This is a genomic window from Streptomyces sp. NPDC026377 (assembly GCF_055567715.1).
This window is the reverse complement of sequence record NZ_JBVHPV010000005.1, coordinates 380016-399518: the sequence shown is the minus strand read 5'-3', so window position 1 is coordinate 399518 and position 19503 is coordinate 380016. Positions and strand designations below refer to the sequence as shown.

Annotated in this window: 12 protein-coding genes and 1 tRNA gene; 12 read left to right on the top strand and 1 reads right to left on the bottom strand. The window is 71.7% G+C overall.

Features of this window, described 5'->3' with window-relative positions; all coding sequences use genetic code 11:
- The first annotated feature begins 62 nt into the window (after positions 1-62).
- The 8 genes from ACZ4MU_RS14265 (at position 63) to ACZ4MU_RS14230 (ending at position 12076) form a co-directional block, all read left to right on the top strand.
- On the top strand, positions 63-962 hold the full coding sequence (locus ACZ4MU_RS14265; protein WP_467875374.1) for an FAD binding domain-containing protein: 900 nt from the start codon (positions 63-65) through the stop codon (positions 960-962).
- Positions 959-2935 (top strand): 2Fe-2S iron-sulfur cluster-binding protein, encoded by a 1977-nt coding sequence (locus ACZ4MU_RS14260; protein WP_467875372.1) that lies wholly within the window; start codon positions 959-961, stop codon positions 2933-2935. Before ACZ4MU_RS14265 ends, ACZ4MU_RS14260 begins: the two co-directional genes overlap by 4 nt.
- Positions 2932-5253, top strand: a complete 2322-nt coding sequence (locus tag ACZ4MU_RS14255) for a xanthine dehydrogenase family protein molybdopterin-binding subunit (RefSeq protein ID WP_467875370.1) — start codon at positions 2932-2934, stop codon at positions 5251-5253. The genes ACZ4MU_RS14260 and ACZ4MU_RS14255 overlap by 4 nt, the downstream gene beginning before the upstream one ends.
- A 315-nt stretch (positions 5254-5568) precedes the next feature.
- Positions 5569-6105, top strand: a complete 537-nt coding sequence (locus ACZ4MU_RS14250) for a hypothetical protein (protein ID WP_467875367.1) — start codon at positions 5569-5571, stop codon at positions 6103-6105.
- A gap of 93 nt (positions 6106-6198) precedes the next feature.
- Entirely contained in the window at positions 6199-7794 is a 1596-nt protein-coding gene (locus tag ACZ4MU_RS14245) for a WXG100 family type VII secretion target (RefSeq protein ID WP_467875364.1), read from the top strand.
- A 19-nt stretch (positions 7795-7813) separates the two neighbouring features.
- Positions 7814-9040: a type VII secretion-associated serine protease mycosin gene (gene mycP / locus ACZ4MU_RS14240; protein ID WP_467875361.1), complete on the top strand. Its 1227-nt coding sequence runs from the start codon at positions 7814-7816 to the stop codon at positions 9038-9040.
- 207 nt (positions 9041-9247) lie between these two features.
- Positions 9248-9673, top strand: coding sequence for a hypothetical protein (locus ACZ4MU_RS14235; protein WP_467875360.1), 426 nt, complete (start codon positions 9248-9250; stop codon positions 9671-9673).
- A 72-nt stretch (positions 9674-9745) separates the two neighbouring features.
- The gene (locus ACZ4MU_RS14230) at positions 9746-12076 is read left to right on the top strand and encodes a hypothetical protein (RefSeq protein WP_467875358.1); all 2331 of its coding nucleotides are present in this window, start codon (positions 9746-9748) and stop codon (positions 12074-12076) included.
- Positions 12077-13547: 1471 nt separating this feature from the next.
- On the opposite strand, the gene ACZ4MU_RS14225 is transcribed toward ACZ4MU_RS14230, so the two are convergent.
- Positions 13548-13619, bottom strand: a tRNA-Cys gene (locus ACZ4MU_RS14225).
- A gap of 199 nt (positions 13620-13818) precedes the next feature.
- Here ACZ4MU_RS14225 and ACZ4MU_RS14220 point away from each other — a divergent pair.
- The 4 genes from ACZ4MU_RS14220 to ACZ4MU_RS14205 all read left to right on the top strand — a co-directional run bounded on the left by ACZ4MU_RS14220 (position 13819) and on the right by ACZ4MU_RS14205 (position 19494).
- Positions 13819-15297: an MFS transporter gene (locus ACZ4MU_RS14220; RefSeq protein ID WP_467875356.1), complete on the top strand. Its 1479-nt coding sequence runs from the start codon at positions 13819-13821 to the stop codon at positions 15295-15297.
- Positions 15298-15550: 253 nt separating this feature from the next.
- Positions 15551-17335, top strand: coding sequence for a DEAD/DEAH box helicase (locus ACZ4MU_RS14215; RefSeq protein WP_467875354.1), 1785 nt, complete (start codon positions 15551-15553; stop codon positions 17333-17335).
- Between the two features lie 470 nt (positions 17336-17805).
- Positions 17806-18450, top strand: a complete 645-nt coding sequence (locus tag ACZ4MU_RS14210) for an IclR family transcriptional regulator (protein WP_283143297.1) — start codon at positions 17806-17808, stop codon at positions 18448-18450.
- Between the two features lie 255 nt (positions 18451-18705).
- Positions 18706-19494, top strand: a complete 789-nt coding sequence (locus ACZ4MU_RS14205; protein WP_467875351.1) for a YlbL family protein — start codon at positions 18706-18708, stop codon at positions 19492-19494.
- Positions 19495-19503: the final 9 nt, after the last annotated feature.

The window sequence follows — 19503 nt, the reverse complement described above, 5'->3', positions numbered from 1 at the left end:
AACACAGCCACACACCGGCGGGACAGCCGGGACGGCCGGGACACCGGGAAGGGGCAGCTGGGTTGACCACGCACGCACCGCAGGCGGCGCAGTCGGTGACACTGCCGGTCTCGCTCGACGAGGCCGTGGCGGCGCTCGCCGCCATGCCCGCCGCCGTGCCCGTCGCGGGCGGCACCGATCTGATGGCGGCGGTGAACCGGGGCCTGCTGCGCCCCGCGGGCCTCGTCGGCCTCGGCCGGATCAACGAGATCCGCGGCTGGCAGTACCAGGACGGCCACGCGCTGCTCGGCGCGGGGCTCACGCACGCGCGGATGGGGCGCCCGGACTTCGCGGCGCTCATCCCGGCGCTCGCCGCCGCCGCGCGCGCCGCCGGGCCCCCGCAGATCCGCAACGCGGGCACCCTGGGCGGCAACATCGCCTCCGGCGCGCCCACCGGCGATGCGCTGCCCGTGCTCGCCGCCCTGGAGGCCACGCTGGTCATCGCGGGCCCCGGGGGCGCACGCCGGGAGATCCCGGTCTCGCACCTGCTGGCCGGACGCGAGCTGCTGGCCCCCGCCGAGCTCATCGGCCACGTCCGGGTGCCGCTGCTGCACGCCCCCCAGGTGTTCCTCAAGGCGACCGGCCGCACCGGCCCCGGCCGCGCCACCGCCTCGGTCGCGGTCGTCCTCGACCCGGCCCGGCGCGGGGTGCGCTGCGCGGTGGGCGCGATCGCGCCGATGCCGCTGCGGCCCCTGGAGGCCGAGCGCTGGATCGCCTCCCTGATCGACTGGGACGGCGAGCGGGCGGCGCTGGCCCCGGAGGCGCTGAGCGCCTTCGGCGAGTACGTGGCCGCCGCCTGCATCCCGGACCCGGCACCGGCGGCCGACGGCACGGAGCCCCCCGCGCTGTCGCCCGCCGTCCTGCACCTGCGGCGCACGGTCGCCGCACTGGCCCGACGAGCACTGGGGAGGGCGCTGTCGTGAGCGACAACCACGGCAACCGCGGCGACCACGCCGACGAAGGAGCGCGGGGGACGGGCGGCTGGCAGCCGGTCCCGCAGGGTGGCGAGTACGACGACGGCGCGACCGCGTTCGTCCAGCTGCCCGCGGACCTGGACGCGCTGCTCGGCGGCGACCCGCTGGCCGCGCCCGGGCACGGCTATGTGCCGCCGATGATCGTGCCGTTGACGCCCGCCGCCGCGACCGACCCGGCCTCCACCGGCACCTGGACGTTCCCGGCGCAGCCGTCCGAGCCGGACCGGGGCGAGAGCCAGGTGCGCTCGGTGCAGTGGCCCGACGCCTCCGCGCACCCGCGGCCCGAGCCGGACCCGCTGAACGATCCGCTCGACGACGCGCCCCACGACCGCCACGCCACCGGCCAGTGGGCGTATCCGGACGACCCGTCGCTGAACGGACAGATGTCGGGCCAGTGGACGATCCCGGTCGCGGGCGGTGAACTCCCGGACGAATCGGGCGAATTCAGTACGTCCTCCCTGATCGAGCAGTGGGGTACGACGCCCCCGGCGACCCTGCCCGGCGGCGCGCCCGCGCCCTGGGCCACCGAGCAGCCGCAGCCGCACCCCGAGCCGTCGCCGGAGCCCGGCCCCGTCGCGGAGGCGGGCCCCGAGGCCGCCGACGCGCGCGTGGAGGACTTCGCGCAGGCGCACCACCAGGCGACCCTGGACGCCCACCACCAGGCCTCCCTGGACATCTCGGCGCCCCTGGACGCCCCGGCGGCCCCCGCACCCGTACGCGAGGACCCGGTCCTGTCCTGGAACGCGCCCGGCCCCGGCGCGACCCTGCCCGGCGGCGCGCCCGCGCCCTGGGCGGCCGCGCTGGCGACGGAGGTACGGCAGGAGCTCCCCGAGGAGCGGGCCGTCCGCGAGCACGAGGACGAGTACGACGAGTACGAGGACGTCCGCGAGCACGAGGACGCGCGGGCGCGGACGGACGCGCCGGACGAGTCCGGCGAGGAGGCGGCCGGGGAGGACCGGGCCGGCGGGGAGCCGGCCGGGGCGGAGCAGGCCGGGACGGAGCGGGTCGGCTTGGGAACGGTCGGCGTGGAGCCGGTCGCCCACCCGCTGCCCGCCGCGGAGCCACTGCCCGAGGCCGCCCACGGCCACGACCAGCCGCTGCCCGCCGACGACCAGCCCTTCCCCGCCGACGAGCAGCCCGCCCACCCCGAGCGGGCCCGGCCGCTCCCCGAGCCCGAGCCCGCCCCGGAACCGGCGCCCGTCCAGGACGCGGCACCGGACGCCGGGCCCGTACCCGTGACCGCCGTTCACCCGGAGCCCGAGCCGCAGCTGCCGCCCGCCGCCGACCTGGAGCACCCCCGTGCCTCCTACGTCCTGCGGGTCAACGGCACCGACCGGCCCGTCACCGAGGCGTGGGTCGGCGAATCGCTGCTCTACGTGCTGCGCGAGCGCCTGGGGCTCGCCGGGGCCAAGGACGGCTGCTCGCAGGGCGAGTGCGGCGCTTGCAACGTGCAGGTCGACGGCCGGCTGGTCGCCTCCTGCCTGGTGCCGGCCGCCACCACCGCGGGCTCCGAGGTACGGACGGTCGAGGGCCTCGCCACCGACGGCGAACCCTCCGACGTCCAGCGCGCGCTGGCCGCGTGCGGGGCCGTGCAGTGCGGCTTCTGCATCCCCGGCATGGCCATGACCCTCCACGACCTGCTGGAGGGCAACCACGCGCCGACCGAGCTGGAGACCCGGCAGGCGCTCTGCGGCAACCTCTGCCGCTGCTCCGGCTACCGGGGCGTGCTCGACGCCGTACGCGAGGTGGTGGCCGGGCGCGAGGCGCAGACGGCCGCCGCGGGCGAAGCGGCGGGTCAGCCGTCCGACCGTGCACCGGGGCACCCCGGCGCGACCAGCGAAGAAGCCCGCATTCCGCACCAGGCGGGGCCCGGCGCGGGCGGCGTCCAGCCCCCGCACACGCACGACGGAGGCATGGCGTGAGCAACGACGCAGCCACCGCGACGACCGCGGCGGCCGACGGGACGGGCACCGGACCGGAGCAGCCGGCCACGCCCACCCGCGGCATCGGCGCCGCGCTGCGCCCCGCCGACGCGCGCGCCAAGGCCGAGGGCACCTTCCCGTACGCCTGTGACCTGTGGGCCGAGGGCCTGCTGTGGGCGGCCGTGCTGCGCTCGCCGCACGCCTCGGCCCGGATCGTCTCCATCGACACCTCGGCCGCGGCCGGGATGCCGGGCGTACGGGCCGTGGTGACCCACGCCGACGTGCCCGGCGACGCCTCGCACGGCCGGGGGATCGCGGACCGCCCGGTCTTCGCCTCCGACGTCGTACGCCACCACGGCGAGCCGATCGCCGCGGTGGCCGCCGACCACCCCGACACGGCCCGGCTGGCGGCCGCGGCGATCGCCGTCGAGTACGAACTGCTCGAACCGGTCACCGACCCGGAGAAGGCGTTCGGCGCCGAACCGCTGCACCCCGACGGCAACCTGATCCGCCACATCCCGCTCCAGTACGGCGACCCGGACGTCACCGGCGAGGTCGTGGTGGAGGGCCTGTACCGGATCGGCCGCCAGGACCCGGCCCCGATCGGCGCCGAGGCGGGGCTCGCGGTGCCGCGCCCCGACGGCGGCGTGGAGATCTACACCGCCTCCACCGACCCGCACGCCGACCGGGACCTCGCGGCCGCCTGCTTCGGCCTGGACCCGGAGCGGGTGAAGGTGGTCGTCACGGGCGTGCCCGGCGCCACCGGCGACCGCGAGGACCTGGGCTTCCAGCTCCCGCTCGGCCTGCTCGCGCTGCGCACCGGCTGCCCGGTGAAGCTCACGGCGACCCGCGAGGAGTCCTTCCTGGGCCACGCCCACCGCCACCCCACGCTGCTGCGCTACCGCCACCACGCGGACGCGGAGGGCCGCCTGGTCAAGGTGGAGGCGCAGATCCTGCTGGACGCGGGCGCGTACGCGGAGGCGTCGTCGGAGTCGCTGGCGGCCGCGGTGGCGTTCGCCTGCGGCCCGTACGTGGTGCCCCACGCCTTCGTCGAGGGCTGGGCGGTCCGGACGAACAACCCGCCCTCCGGCCACGTCCGGGGCGAGGGCGCGATGCAGGTGTGCGCGGCCTACGAGGGCCAGATGGACAAGCTGGCGGCCAAGCTGGGCCTGGACCCGGCGGAGCTGCGGCTGCGCAACGTCCTGGCGACGGGCGACCTGCTGCCCACCGGCCAGACCGTGACGTGCCCGGCGCCGGTGGCCGAACTGCTCACCGCCGTACGGGACTTCCCCCTGCCCACCCTCCCCAAGGACGACCCCGAGGACGACTGGCTGCTGCCGGGCGGCCCCGAGGGCGCGGGCGAGCCGGGCGCGGTGCGCCGGGGCGTCGGCTACGCCCTGGGCATGGTGCACATGCTGGGCGCCGAGGGCACCGACGAGGTCTCCACGGCCACGGTCAAGGTGCACGACGGCGTGGCCACGGTGATCTGCGCGGCGGTCGACACGGGCCAGGGCTTCACGACGCTGGCCCGCCAGATCGTCCAGGAGACGCTCGGCATCGAGGAGGTCCACGTGGCCCCCGTCGACACCGACCAGCCCCCCGCGGGCCCCGCGTCGCACGGCCGCCACACCTGGGTGTCGGGCGGAGCGGTGGAACGCGCGGCGAAGATGGTCCGCACCCAGCTCCTCCAGCCGCTGGCGCACAAGTTCGGGATGTCGACGGAGCTCCTCCAGATCGCCGACGGCAAGATCACGTCATACGACGGCGTGCTGTCCACGACGGTCACCGAGGCGATGGACGGCAAGGAGCTCTGGGCCACCGCCCAGTGCCGCCCGCACCCCACCGAGCCCCTGGACGAGACGGGCCAGGGCGACGCCTTCGTGGGCCTGGCGTTCTGCGCGATCCGCGCGGTGGTGGACGTGGACATCGAGATCGGCTCGGTCCGCGTGGTGGAGCTGGCGGTGGCCCAGGACGTGGGCCGCGTCCTCAACCCCGCGCAGCTGGCGGCCCGTATCGAGGCGGGCGTGACGCAGGGCGTGGGCGCGGCGCTCACGGAGAACCTCCGCACGGCCCGCGGCCTGGTCCGCCACCCCGACCTGACGGGCTACGCCCTGCCCACGGCCCTGGACGCCCCCGACATCCGCATCGTGAAGCTGGTGGAGGAGCGCGACGTGGTCGCCCCCTTCGGCGCGAAGGCGGCGAGCGCGGTCCCGGTGGTGACGAGCCCGGCGGCGATCGCCTCGGCGGTCCGCGCGGCGACGGGCCGCCCCGTGAACCGGCTGCCGATCCGGCCGCAGGCGGCGGTGATCAACGCGTAGGGCAGGTCGGGCAGACCGGGAACGCGGGGAACGCTCGGAACGCCGGGAACGCCGGACCGGGCTGGACGCACGAGTCCAGCCCGGTCCGGCGTTCCCGGCGTTCCGCCGCTTTCGGCGTTCCGCTGTTTTTCGGGCTTTCGGCGTCCCCGGCACGCTCCCGTGGGAACTCATCCGGTCCCGTACGTGTCCTCGTTCAGGAAGCGACCGGTAGCGACCGGTCAAGGCCGAAAGCAGAGGGAGGAGTTCAGTCTGTCAGTGGTGCTGACTAGAGTTGCTTACGGAGCTGTACGGGGAACGGCGAACGGGGAGGCGACTGTGGCGCAGGACGGCAACGGGGGCGTGGCGCCCGGAATGAGCGCGCTGGCGCCGGTGCTCGGGATGATGCCCGGGATGGGCGCGGCGGCCGGCGCGGCCGTGATGGCGGCGGACATGGCCCGCGAGGCCGAGTCGATGCTGACCTTCAAGAAGCGGGTCGACGCGCTGCTCACCGAGCTCAACGAGTCCGAGGCATCACCGGTCAAGATCGGCGCCGACCGGCTGGCCAAGTCGGAGCTGGGCCCCGACACCTTCAAGGAGAGCGCGTTCCTCTACGGGGTGTACGAGGGCGTCCACGAGCAGATCGTCCACCTCTCCAAGGCGCTCGGCATGCAGATCGAGGGCCTGTGCATCGCCGTACTGGCGGCGGAGAACGGGTACGACGGAGTGGACGCGGACGTGCGCGACCGGATGCGCGCGATCAGCGACGAGCTGCACAGGCAGTACGAGCGGTACGGGCCGGGGGCGGCCCCCGGCGAGTCGCCGCAGAGCACCCCGCCCGCGCCGGACAGGGGCGCGACGGTCGGCGGAATCTGATGGACGCGGCGGTGGCAGCGGCAGCGGCGGCGGTGGTGGTCATGGCGTTTCTGACGGGGGACGACGGGAGTCGGGGAATGGCGGTGCGACGGGATGGCTGAGAACAAGGTCCCCAGCGGCGAGGGCGGCCACGGGGCGCCGAAGACTCCGCCCCTGGAGCGTACGGACTTGGAGTCCAAGTCCCACCAGGAACTGTGGGCCATGGTCCAGGGCATGAAGGGCGACTCCGCCCACAGCCTGGCCGGGAAGCTGACGAAGGCGGCCACGACGATCACGAAGATCGGCGAGGACCTCAAGCTGCACATGAGCCGGGTGGTGTGGCAGGGCGAGGGCGCGAAGGCGTTCACGGACTGGGGCCACGACGCGGCGATGGCCACGCTGGCGCTGGGCAAGTACAGCCAGGACGCGTCGGGTTGGCTGGCCTCGGTCTCCCACGCGATCGCCCAGGCGAAGTCGGCGGTCCCGGAGTACGACCCCGCCCTCAAGCAGCAGGCGACGGACGCCCAGAAGCTGTACATCGCGGCCCACCACGACCCCGACGGCCAGAAGGACGCCCGCGACGCGTCGGCCAAGCTGACGGGCCTCAACGAGAGGATGGAGGGGCAGCGGCAGGAGGCGGTGCGGGAGCTGAAGCGGCTGGCGGATGTGTATGTGCAGTCGGGGGAGCAGGTGGCGGGGTTGCGGCCGCCGGTTTTTCCGCCGCCGCCGGCCCAGTTCGTCCCTGCCGGCCGTTCCAAGACCGAGACGCAGTACGTTGGCGGCAATAGCGGCCAGACGGCCGGCTCGACGTCCTCCAGGACGTCCTTGACGTCCACCGCCCACCAGACCGTTTCGGACCGCCCTTCGGCGACGACGCACACGCCAGTGGTGACGGACCGAACCGTGTCACCGCCCGTGGCGCTGCCGGACAGACCTGTGAGCACGGAGATCGACGGCCTGGGCAAGACCCTCCCGTCTACTAATCCGACCATCCCCACGAGGCCGGATGCACCACTGCCCCAGACGCCGGTCGGCAGGCCTGACGTGGGATTCCCGCCAGCTGTGGGGATCACGCCGCCTCCGTTCGGCGGAGCGGGCAAGAACCTTCCGGGACCCGGCATAGTGGGCGGACGGCAGATGCCGGGCGGTCTGCGTGGACCCGGGTTGCCGAGCCAGAGCACCGCCGGTGGGCTGCCCACGAGCAAGCTCCCGCGAGAGCCCGGCATCGTCGGCGGCCGTCCCGTGCAGCCCGGCGAGGGGCGATCCACGAGCGGCATCCCCCGGGGCACCGTCGTGGGAGACGAGGGCCGACAGGGCCTCAGGGGCACTCAGGGCATGCAGGGCCGTCCGCCGATGGGCCACGTGCCGGGTGGCGGCCATGTGGGCGGTGTGGGAGGCCGGGGTGGCGTCTCCGGCGGACGCCGACTGGCGGGCGAGCCAGGCGGCATCGTCGGCGGTCGTCCGACCGAGCCCGGAACCCGGACCGGCCGCCCGTTCACGGAGGGTGGCTCGGGTCTCGTACGCAACGGCACTGCCGAAGGCAACGCCAGCGCCGGTCGTTCCGGTGGCCGAGGCATGATGCCGCCCGGTACACACGGCCCGGCGGGGCGCCGCGACGAGCGCGAAGGCGAGCGTCCGGACTACCTCACCGAGGACGAGGAGACCTGGCAGCAGAGCGACCGTCGTATCGTGCCGCCTGTAATCGACTGAGCCTCTACGAAGGAAGCGCATGCCTACCAGCAGCCATCGGGTACTGAGGCACGGCCGTGCCGTGTCCCTCCTCATGGGGGCACTGCTGGTGGGCGTCGCCGCCACGCCCGCGCATGCGGACACGGTCCGCGAGCGCCAGTGGCATCTCGACGCCATGCAGGCGGAGGCGATGTGGAAGATCAGTACTGGGCGTGGCGTGACGGTGGCTGTCGTCGACAGTGGGGTGGACGACAGCATCGACGACCTGAAAGGGCAGGTTCTACCGGGACTCGACCTTTCCACGTCGTCGGGGGATGAGAACACCGACTACGACCACCACGGCACAGCCATGGCCGCGTTGATCGCAGGCACAGGGGAGAGGCCGGGCGGGAATGGATCGTTCGGGCTCGCTCCCGGCGCCAAAATCCTTCCGATCCGGCTTCCGAAAATCAATGAGGGAACCAGTCTCGGCCAGAACATTCCGCTGTCCAACAAGACGATGAGCGAAGCTATCCGGTACGCCGCTGATCACGGGGCCAAGGTCATCAACATCTCTCAGGGTGTAGCGGAGGGATCTGACGAGCTGACCGCCGCCGTGAGGTACGCGCTGGGCAAGGGATCTCTGATCTTTGCCTCTGCGGGCAACAGCGGTGACAAGGGGAACGCCGTGGAGTACCCCGCCGCAACTCCGGGTGTCGTAGGCGTGGCAGCGGTGGATAGGAAGATCGAGGCGACCAAGGAGTCCGAGCACGGGCCGCAGGTTGACATTGCGGCCCCCGGCGACGAGATGGTGGCGGCTTGCTCCGGCGGTACGCAGATCTGCACCAGCCACGGCACCAGCGACGCCACCGCCCTGGCCTCCGCCTCCGCCGCCCTCATCTGGTCCAAGTACCCCCAGTGGACCAACAACCAGGTCCTCCGCGTCCTGCTCAACACCGCCGGCGGCCCCAAGAACGGGGAGAAGCGGAGCGACTACATCGGATACGGCGTCGTCCGCCCCCGCATCGCCCTGAAGACCCCGGGCGACCCGGGCCCGGCGAACGAGTGGCCGCTGCCGGACCTGGCCCCGGCGGCGGGGGCCCCGCAGGGATCCGCCGCCCCGACCCCGCCGCCCACGGCCTCGCACCAGCCCGCACCCGCTGACACCGCCGCGGCAAAGTCGGACAGCGGCGGCGACACGGGCCTGTGGGTCGGACTGGGCGCGGCGGCCGTGGTGGCGCTGGCCGTCGCCGCCCTGCTCGTACGTTCGCGCCGCCGCACCGCGTAAGGCACCACCGACAACCGCACCCGACAACACCACGGGCACCACGGGCAACACGGGCAAGGGCGTCAACACCCCACCCACCCCATCCCAGCCATTCAGGGGGGATGAAACGGCCAGGTCCTCCCATAGCCGGAGCATGTGCTGGCGCGAAGAGCGGGCCGTCCGTACGGTTTGGGATCGGTATCCGAGTCGTCCGGGGGCGGGAGCCGCATGTCGTTCGAGGAAGAGTGGCGCCAGGCGCAGGCGAGTGCGGCCGCGAAGGGGGCCATGCGGCTGAACCGCGCCGACAACGGGCCGGGCGTCCCGGCCGGTGCCGACCTCAGCGTGCGGCGCGACGACCTCGGCGTGGTCGGCGGGGACGCCTACAAGCTCTACGACGGGCTCAGGCGCGACGGCAATCACGCCCGCGAATCCACCGGCGCCGCGGCGACCGCGCTCACCGCCCGCAACTTCACCTGCGGCGCCGAACTCACGAAGGTCCGCGCCAAGTGGGACACCCAGCTGCGTACCCTCAGCGACGCGTGCGCGCAGATCTCCAACCACCTCGACTACTCGATGGCCGCCCACGCCAAGGATGACGAGCGCGTCGGGGGCGAGCTCCTCGCGGTGTCGCGGATCGACGAATACCTGAAGTAGGCCCCGGACACGGGCCAACGGACTTCGAGCCACCAAGGACTTCAAGCCACCAAGGTCGGTATCAGGACATACATGCTCACTTACGACGACGTGGTGAACGCACCGCTGGACAAGCTGAAGACCGCGGTCGACGACTGGTCGGACATGGTCACCCGTCTCAAGACCCTCGCCGAAGAAGCCCGCAAGGGCATGAAGGCGCACGCCGACAAGGCGGACTGGGCCGGGGTGAACGCGGGGGTCACCAAGAGGTTCATCGACAAGACGGCGAAGGAGTTCGAGGACGCGGCGGCGGAGGCGAAGGGGATCCACGCGGTCCTGGCGGACGGGTACGCGGCGTTCCAGCGGGCCAAGGACGAGTTACGGAAAATCGTCGACGGCTCGGAGAAGTCGGGCATCGTGGTGGACTCCCAGGGCCGGGTGACCGCCCGCTACTCACTCTCCGGCGACTACACCGCGCGCCACGATCCGAAGATCTCCCTCGAACTCCAGAAGCAGAAAGACAATCTGGCGCTGTGGCAGCAGCGCATCAAGGCTCTGGTCGAGGAGTGTGACGACGCGGACGAGGCGCTGCGGCGGGCGCTGGCGGCGAACGTCACCGACGCCAACAACTTCACCACGCCACGGTTCTCCAGTCTGGACGCGGAGGAGGCGCAGCGTGCGCTTGACCTGGCCTCCAAGGGCCGGGCCCTCACGCACACCGAACTCAATCAGCTCAACGAGCTGTTGCGGGACAACCACGGATCGGCGGAGTTCGCAACGACCTTCTATTCGAAGCTGGGACCGAAGGGCTCGCTGGAATTCTTCGGGCAGCTGTCGACCGACACGTACGACTACGGCAAGGTGGACAAAGAGCGGCTCAAGGACGTCCAGGAGCTGCAGAAGAACCTCGGGCTCAATCTGGCCACGGCGACCGATCCCGAAAACAAGTGGCATCTGCCGGACAGCTGGGGCCTCGAGCTGCGCAAGCTCGGCACGCAGCGGATTCCACTTGCCAAGTACGACATGAATCCCGCATACGGCTATCAGCTGCTCGGTGGCATCATGAGGTACGGGAGTTACGATCCCAAGTTCCTCAATCCGATCGCTGAGCACGTGGTCCAACTGCACCAGAAGAACCCGTACCTGTTCGCTGACACGAAGCCGGTCGGAGGCTGGCAGAAGAATCCGTTCAACCCGTCCGGGGTTAACGGCTCCGGCTACGACCCGGTGACGTCCATGCTGGAGGCGCTCGGCCACAGTCCCGAAGCATCAAAGCAGTTCTTCTCGGCGGATCCGACCGCTTACAACGAGGACGGGACTGCCAGGGGCGGGGCGGCGGATCTAGGGAAGGACAAGTCTGGACAGCCGGTCGAAAATTATCTCGACTACTTCGGTGACGAGGGCTATAAGTCATTCCCTGATACTGATAGTCATAATCCAAGCGATGGCAAGACATCTGCCGCCTATACGACAGACGCTTTCGGTCACGCATTGGAGTCGGCCACCCTCGGGCACGCCTGGGACGACCCCCGGCCGGAGTTGCGCCGAGACGAGACTTCGGCCGGGATTATGGTTGACATCGTCTCGAAATACGGGGGAGACGCGAAGTTGCTCAAGCACCAGGAGGCGTTGGCCGACAGTTTGGGCAACATGGCCGCAGGGTACGTCGACGACATCAATTGGGCTCTTGAGAACAGAGAAAGTCAAAGCGTCTTCGCGCCCCACAAGTCACCCGACTCCCACGCTCAATTCACTCAATTGTCGGCCCGGCAGTTCCTGAGCGCACTCGGGCAGCACCCGGATGCGTATGCCACCGTCTCCACGGCCGAGCGGCTGTACACCACCAGCGTGCTGGAGGCTCAGGTTGGGGCAGATGGCAGGATCGCGCACGGCGGGGCCCGCGCTGCGGTCGGCATGGGGGCCGAGGTGCAGGGCATGCTCGACCAATCGCGTGCCGACCAGGTAGAAGCGGAAGGGAACAAGAAGTACGAGGAGTACGAGAAGGCGCACGAGAAGCGCTCGGCTTGGGTCGAATTCGGTACGACATCGGCGATCGCCGCAGGCGTCGCTTTCCTGCCGGCGTCTGCTGCGGCGGCGGGAGCGGCCGCGATCGTCGTTCCACTCGCAGTCGAGACCGGCCACGGTGCGATAGAGCAACTCGCTGGTCAGGTGGTCGGTGACTGGTCGGACAAGTCGGCCGAGAGCCGGAAGGAGCAGATCGAAGGTGAGGTCAGAGACAGTAAGACCCTGATTTACCGAGGGGGTGAAAGTAGCGCGGAGGCCCCACTCATCCACTTCCGGCAGCAGCACGGAATCGACTTCAACAGCGACTTCTCAAGAGACTTGAAGGAAGCCTTCAATATCGGTTACGGGGTAGGGAACGACAGAGAGAACCAGCAGGGTAATGATCCCGAGACTGGTTGATCACAGGGGAAGGGGCGGATTGTGCGCGGGCGGAAGGGCGTCTGGATGGCGGGGGCGCCGTTGGTTCTGGCGGTCGTCCTCTCGGCTTGTGGCGGCGATGAAGACATGCCCGTCACCGCTTCGCGTGTCTGTGACGGCCTGTTCTTGGAGCCTACGGCGGGGGGCGCCCTGCAGAAGCTGGTCGGGGCGAGTCTCTTCGTTGATACGTCTGCGGACGGGCTCCCAGCGACGGCGAAGTTCCTCAAGTCCGAGCATCGGAAAGGAGTGAACTGGTCGCGTTCCAGTTCCACCCTCTGCGTGCTCGCAGGAGAAGAAACACGGGGGAGATTCCGTATCCGGTACGACATTTACGCCCCTGGGGATGCGGCGGACACTCGGCACTCGGCGGACACCCAGTTGTTTCGGCTGGGGAAGAAGGCCTCCGCAGACGCCGGAAATGCGGACTTGTACTTCGAGTGTGTGGGCCCAAAGTCGGGTGGGACTCGGGCTCGACCTGTTCGGATCCATGGAGGGGTGGGAACCGAGGGCGTTCGGAAGATGCCGAACACACGGGAGCTCCGAGAGGCGTCCCTGCGGGTGTTGCATGCCGCGTCGCTCAAGGTGTCGAAAGAGATGGATTGCGAGAACAACGGTGGGTTGCCGGATCGGCTGGTCGTGACCCCGGTGGAGTGAGGCCGTGAACGGCAAGAGTGAGCGCCCCGCCGCAGCAACGGGGCCCGCGGGCTTCTGTCTTGCGGGAGGCCGTGACCGGAGACGAGCCGACGTAACTGGCCTTGTGCGTACGACCCCTGAACACCACCCCGAGAACGGGGAGAAGCGCGGCGCCTTCTCGGGTCGGGGAGCTGCGCTGGAGACCGTGGCCGGGCGAGGCTCTTCCATCGCAGTCCGGACAAGGGCGTGGTCAAGGCAGCGGCTCGTTTGGAGGACGATGATCGGCGCGGGACGTCCACTGCGGTGAGCGGACTCTGCGTTCCGTGCCCTCCGCGAGTACCAAGGGTTGGCCTCCAGCCAAAGCGGTGACGCTTTTGCCGAGGGTCGCGATCATGCGACGATCACCGCTAAGGGCGGAGTGAAGTGATCAGAAGGGCAAGCGGGGCGTCGGCCGTGTTGATGGCAGGCCTGCTCGTACTCAGCGGCTGCTCGGGCGTGCGAATTCGGCTGACGGGCGGGCTGTCCGTGGGTGGAGCCGTACTACGGGGCATCGGCCTTTCGTTGTGCAGTCATGGAGGTCATCATGCCAGCCCCCACGCCCCCGCCATCGCCGGGCCGGGATAGCGGGACAGCCCTTAGGAGTTCCAGGACACAACTGTGAGCGTGCTGTACGCGGCGTCGTTCGGGCCGGCCAGCAGATGCGGGGCGAAGCCCCGGCGGCCTTCCCGACCCACTGGTTCCCGAACCGGCCGCTTGCGGTCGTGACAGCGAATGCGGGCGTCCCCTCACATCGAGGGACACCCGCTTTCGACGTCTCTTGAGGCCGTGACCGGAATCGAACCGGCGTTACTCGCTTTGCAGGCGAGCCCCTCAGCCACTCGGGCACACGGCCATGCGTTGACTTCTCTGACCGTAGGGGGCCGGGGACGGGCGGGGAAGGGGAGGCCGGGGGCTGCAACGTGACTGCCATGTCGCGTTCATCTGGGGGCATTGCGGCAGGCCGGCTGGGGGGGGGCGTACGACCAAATGCTGATCCGGGGGACCTTCTTTGGACAGGGGTCAAAGGGCGTCTCGGACCTTACTGTGGGCCCATGAGCGCCCTGGAATCAGCCGACGTCGACCGCGTCCCACCCGACCCCGAAGATCACCCCGCCCCCACCCCCGCCGGCATCCTCGGCCGGACCCACCGCGCGCTCAGCATCGGCACCATCGCCGTCGTCGTCCTCATCGCCTTCGAGGCGACCGCCGTGGGAACCGCCATGCCCGTCGCCGCGCGGGAGCTGGACGGGGTGCCGCTGTACGCGTTCGCCTTCTCCGCGTACTTCACGACCAGCCTCTTCGGCATGGTCGTCGCCGGGCAGTGGGCCGACCGGCGCGGGCCGCTCGGGGCGCTGGCGGTGGGGATCGCGGCGTTCGGGGCGGGGCTGCTGCTGTCCGGGACCGCCGTGAACATGTGGACCTTCATCGGCGGGCGGGCCGTGCAGGGGCTCGGCGGCGGGCTGGTCATCGTGGCGTTGTACGTCGTGGTCGGGCGCGCCTACCCCGAGCACATGCGGCCCGCGATCATGGCGGCGTTCGCGGCGAGCTGGGTGGTGCCGTCGGTGGTCGGGCCGCTGGCGGCCGGCAGCGTCACCGAGCACCTGGGGTGGCGGTGGGTGTTCGTGGGCATTCCCGTACTCGTCGTCTTCCCGCTGGCGCTCGCGCTGCCCGCGATCCGGCGGATGGCGTCCGGGCCCGCCGATCCGGGCGCGCCCGTCGAGCCCTTCGACCGCCGCCGCATCCGGCTCGCGCTGATGATCTCGCTGGGCGCGGGGCTGCTCCAGTACGCCGGGCAGGACCTGCGCCCGCTCTCCCTCCTGCCGGCGGTCGCGGGAGCCGCGCTGCTGGTGCCCGCCGTCGCCGGGCGGCGCGCGCTGCTGCCGCGCGGTACGTACCGGGCGGTGCGCGGCCTGCCGTCCGTGGTGCTGCTGCGCGGGATCGCGGCGGGGTCGTTCATCGCGGCGGAGTCGTTCGTACCGCTGATGCTCGTGACACAGCGGGGGGTGTCGCCGACGATGGCCGGGCTGTCGCTGGCGGCGGGCGGGGGGACGTGGGCGCTCGGATCGTACGTGCAGGCGCGGCCGTGGGCCGAGCCGTACCGGGAGCGGCTGATGGTGGTGGGGATGCTGATGGTCGCCTCCGCCATCGCGGCGGCGCCGAGCGTGCTGGTGACGTGGGTGCCGGTGTGGGTGGTGGCGGTCGCCTGGGGCGTGGGGTGCTTCGGGATGGGCCTGGTCATCGCCGCGACGAGCGTGCTGCTGCTGAAGCTCTCGGCGCCGGGGGAGGCGGGGACGAACTCCGCCGCCCTCCAGATCTCGGACGGCCTGTCGAACGTGCTGCTGCTCGCGGGGGGCGGGGCGGCGTTCGCGGCACTGGGCGGGGGGTCGGTGGGGGCCGCGCACGACGCGGTGGCGGGCGTGGGTGCGGGCGGGGCGCCGGGGCATGCCGGGGCGTTCGTGGCGGTGTTCCTGCCGATGGCCGCGGTGGCGGCGGTGGGGGCGTGGGTGGGGGCGCGGCTGCGGGAACGGTGAGGGTCCGCCTGCCCGCCCCTTGCGAACCCGCTCTCACCCCGCCTCTGGTGCACCCGCCTCCACCCCTATCTCTGGTGAGCCCGCCTTCACCCCCACCTCCTGTGAACCCGCTCTCACCCCACCCCCCACCCGCTCGTCGCCCCGCCCCCGCCCCCGCCCCACCGGTAAGGTGGCCCGGTTGTCGTACGTACGCGGTCGGGGTCGTCGTCCCCGTCGCGTCGCCCGCCGCACCCGATCGCACGAACCGGAGACCGTGACTACTACCGCCTCCCACCACCTCTCGCCCGCCTTTCCCGGGCGTGCCCCCTGGGGTACGGCCAACAAGCTGCGTGCCTGGCAGCAGGGGGCGCTGGAGAAGTACGTCCAGGAGCAGCCGCGTGACTTCCTCGCCGTCGCCACGCCCGGCGCCGGCAAGACGACGTTCGCGCTGACGCTCGCGTCGTGGCTGCTGCACCACCATGTCGTGCAGCAGATCACCGTCGTCGCGCCGACCGAGCACCTGAAGAAGCAGTGGGCGGAGGCAGCCGCGCGGATAGGCATCCGGCTGGACCCCGACTACAGCGCGGGGCCGCTGAGCAAGGAGTACCACGGGGTCGCCGTCACGTACGCCGGTGTGGGCGTGCGCCCCATGCTCCACCGCAACCGCTGCGAGCAGCGCAAGACCCTGGTCATCCTGGACGAGATCCACCACGCCGGTGACTCGAAGTCCTGGGGCGAGGCCTGCCTCGAAGCGTTCGACCCCGCCACCCGGCGCCTCGCCCTGACCGGCACCCCCTTCCGGTCCGACACCAACCCCATCCCCTTCGTCACGTACGAGGAGGGGAACGACGGCATCCGGCGGTCCTCCGCCGACTACACCTACGGGTACGGCAACGCCCTCGGCGACGGCGTCGTGCGGCCGGTCATCTTCCTCTCGTACAGCGGCAACATGCGCTGGCGCACCAAGGCCGGTGACGAGATCGAGGCGCGGCTCGGCGAGCCGCTCACCAAGGACGCCGTCTCGCAGGCCTGGCGCACCGCACTGGACCCGCGCGGCGACTGGATGCCGAACGTGCTGCGCGCCGCCGACCAGCGGCTCACCGAGGTCCGCAAGGGCATCCCGGACGCCGGCGCACTCGTCATCGCCTCGGACCAGGACTCCGCCCGCGCCTACGCCAAGCTCATCCGGGACATCACCGGCCACAAGGCCACCGTCGTCCTCTCCGACGACAACGGGGCCTCGAAGAAGATCGACGAGTTCAGCCACAGCGACGACCGGTGGATGGTCGCCGTCCGGATGGTGTCGGAGGGCGTCGACGTGCCCCGGCTCGCCGTCGGCGTCTACGCCACCACCATCTCCACGCCCCTCTTCTTCGCCCAGGCCGTCGGCCGTTTCGTACGGTCGCGGCGGCGCGGCGAGACCGCCTCCGTCTTCGTGCCGACCATCCCCACCCTGCTGGGCTTCGCCTCCGAGATGGAGGTCGAGCGTGACCATGTGCTCGACAAGCCCAAGAAGGAGGGGGAGGAGGACCCGTACGCCGAGGAGGACAAGCTCCTCGCCGAGGCCGAGAAGCAGCAGGACGAGGACACCGGCGACCAGGACATGCTCCCCTTCGAGGCCCTGGAGTCGGACGCCGTCTTCGACCGGGTGCTCTACGACGGGGCCGAGTTCGGTATGCAGGCCCACCCGGGCAGCGAGGAGGAGCAGGACTACCTCGGGATCCCCGGCCTCCTCGAGCCCGACCAGGTGCAGCTGCTGCTCCAGAAGCGGCAGGCCCGGCAGATCGCGCACAGCCGGCAGAAGCCCGCCGAGCAGGCCGATCTCCTGGAGATGCCCGCCGAGCGGCGGCCCGTCGTCTCCCACAAGGAACTGCTGGAGCTGCGCAAGCAGCTGAACACGATGGTGGGCGCGTACGTCCACCAGAGCGGCAAGCCGCACGGCGTCATCCACACCGAGCTGCGGCGGGTGTGCGGCGGCCCGCCGAGCGCCGAGGCCACGGCCGGGCAGATCCGTGAGCGGATCAAGAAGGTGCAGGAGTGGGCCACGCGGATGAAGTGAGCTGTGTGAAGTGACCTGCGTGGAGTGACCTGCGTGGAGTGGGGCCGAGTGGCTGAACGGCTCACCTCCCGTGCAGGGGTCCGTTCGGTTGGTGGGGTCCGGGGCGTGCGTCCGTCCTTGGCCCCACTTTCTGTTGTGTGGGGCGCCCGCGTAGGCGTCCCGTACGTCCCCGCCGGGGGATGTCACCGGGAAGTCGGCTGCCGGGACCGTGGCCCGGCACCCCTCGACCCGGTCCCGAAACAGGAGGAAAACCCCGGGTCGGTACCGTGCGCGCCCGGATTCTGGACGAGGGCTTCCGCTGAGCGGGACCGATCGCTACTGTCCCGGCCATGCAAAACGCCCCGTGGCAGCGCCGCCGCGGAGCGCAGCCGGTGCCATGGCCTGCCGGCGGCCTCTGTGCGCGTCGCCGATGGGACCGGTGTCGCGATCCCGTGGGGAGCCGCCGCGACTCACCATAAGGAGTGGGCGTCGTGACCGCGGAGACCTCCCAGACGCTCGACCGGGGACTGCGTGTCCTCAAGCTGCTCGCCGACACCGATCACGGCCTGACCGTCACCGAGTTGTCCAACAAACTCGGCGTCAACCGGACGGTGGTCTACCGTCTGCTCGCCACCCTGGAACAGCACGCTCTCGTACGACGTGATCTGGGTGGCCGCGCCCGGGTCGGCCTCGGCGTGCTCCGTCTGGGCCGACAGGTCCATCCGCTTGTACGGGAGGCGGCGCTGCCCGCGCTGCGCTCGCTCGCCGAGGACATCGGGGCGACCGCGCACCTCACCCTGGTCGACGGGGCGGACGCGCTCGCCGTCGCGGTCGTCGAGCCGACCTGGACCGATTACCACGTGGCCTACCGGGCGGGGTTCCGCCACCCCCTGGACCGGGGCGCGGCGGGCCGCGCCATCCTCTCCGCCCGCCAGGCCGGCGGCCTCGTCGACCCCGGTTTCACCCTCACCCACGGCGAGCTGGAGGCCGGGGCGAGCGGCGCCGCCGCGCCGCTGGTGGGGATCACGGGGATAGAGGGGAGCGTGGGCGTGGTGATGCTCGCGGACGCGGTGCCCGAGCGGGTCGGGCCGAGGGTGGTGGACGCCGCCAGGGAGGTCGCGGACGCGCTGCGGTGATCGCGGGGGCGGAGGCCGGGGGGGGTGGAGGTGGCCGAGCCCCGCGCAGGGCGTCCCGCTCAGCCCCCCCGGCAGGGCGTCTCGCCCAGGCCCCCCCCCGGCAGGGCGTCTCGCCCAGGCCCCCGCAGGGCGTCCCGCTCAGCCCCCCCGGCAGGGCGTCTCGCCCAGGCCCCCGCAGGGCGTCTCGCCCGGGCCCCACGTGTGTCCGGACCGAGCCCCCGCCAGACGTTCGGCGCGCCCCGATACATTGGGTCCGTGCACCCCCGTCACTCACGCCTCCGTAACCTCGCCATCGGCTCCGCCCCCGTCGTCGCGCTGCTCGCCGTCGTCGGCTTCGCGCCGCTGCCGTTCTCCGTGGCCGAGCCGGGGCCGACCGCGAACGTGCTCGGGGACGACAAGGGCAAGCCCGTGATCACCATCGAGGGCAGGGCCGCCCGGCCCACCACCGGGCAGCTGCGGATGGTGACCATCGTGGCGAGCGGCCCCTCCACCAGCGTGGGGATCTCCGACGTCGTACGGGCCTGGTTCCGCACCGACCAGGCCGTCATGCCCCGTGACTCGGTCTACCCGAGCGGTGGCAGCGACGAGGAGATCAGCGAGCACAACCAGGCCGAGATGAAGGAGTCGCAGGACAGCGCCACCGCGGCCGCCCTGAACTACCTCCACCTCGGCCCGAAGCAGGTCAAGGTCACCCTCAACCTCGCCGATGTCGGCGGCCCCAGCGCCGGGCTGCTCTTCTCCCTCGGCATCGTCGACAAGCTCCGCGGCGACGGCTCCGGCGGTGACCTCACCGGTGGCCGGACGATCGCCGGTACGGGCACGATCGAGGCGGACGGCAGTGTCGGCGCGGTCGGGGGTGTCTCGCTCAAGACGCGGGCCGCGCGGCGGGACGGGGCGAGCGTGTTCCTCGTACCGAAGGACGAGTGCGCGGACGCGCGCGCCGAACTGCCCAGCGGTCTGCGGCTGATCCCGGTCACGACGCTGTCGGGGGCGGTTTCGGCGCTGAAGGCGCTGGGCAAGGGTGGGGACGTTCCCAGCTGCTAGGCGGCTCCG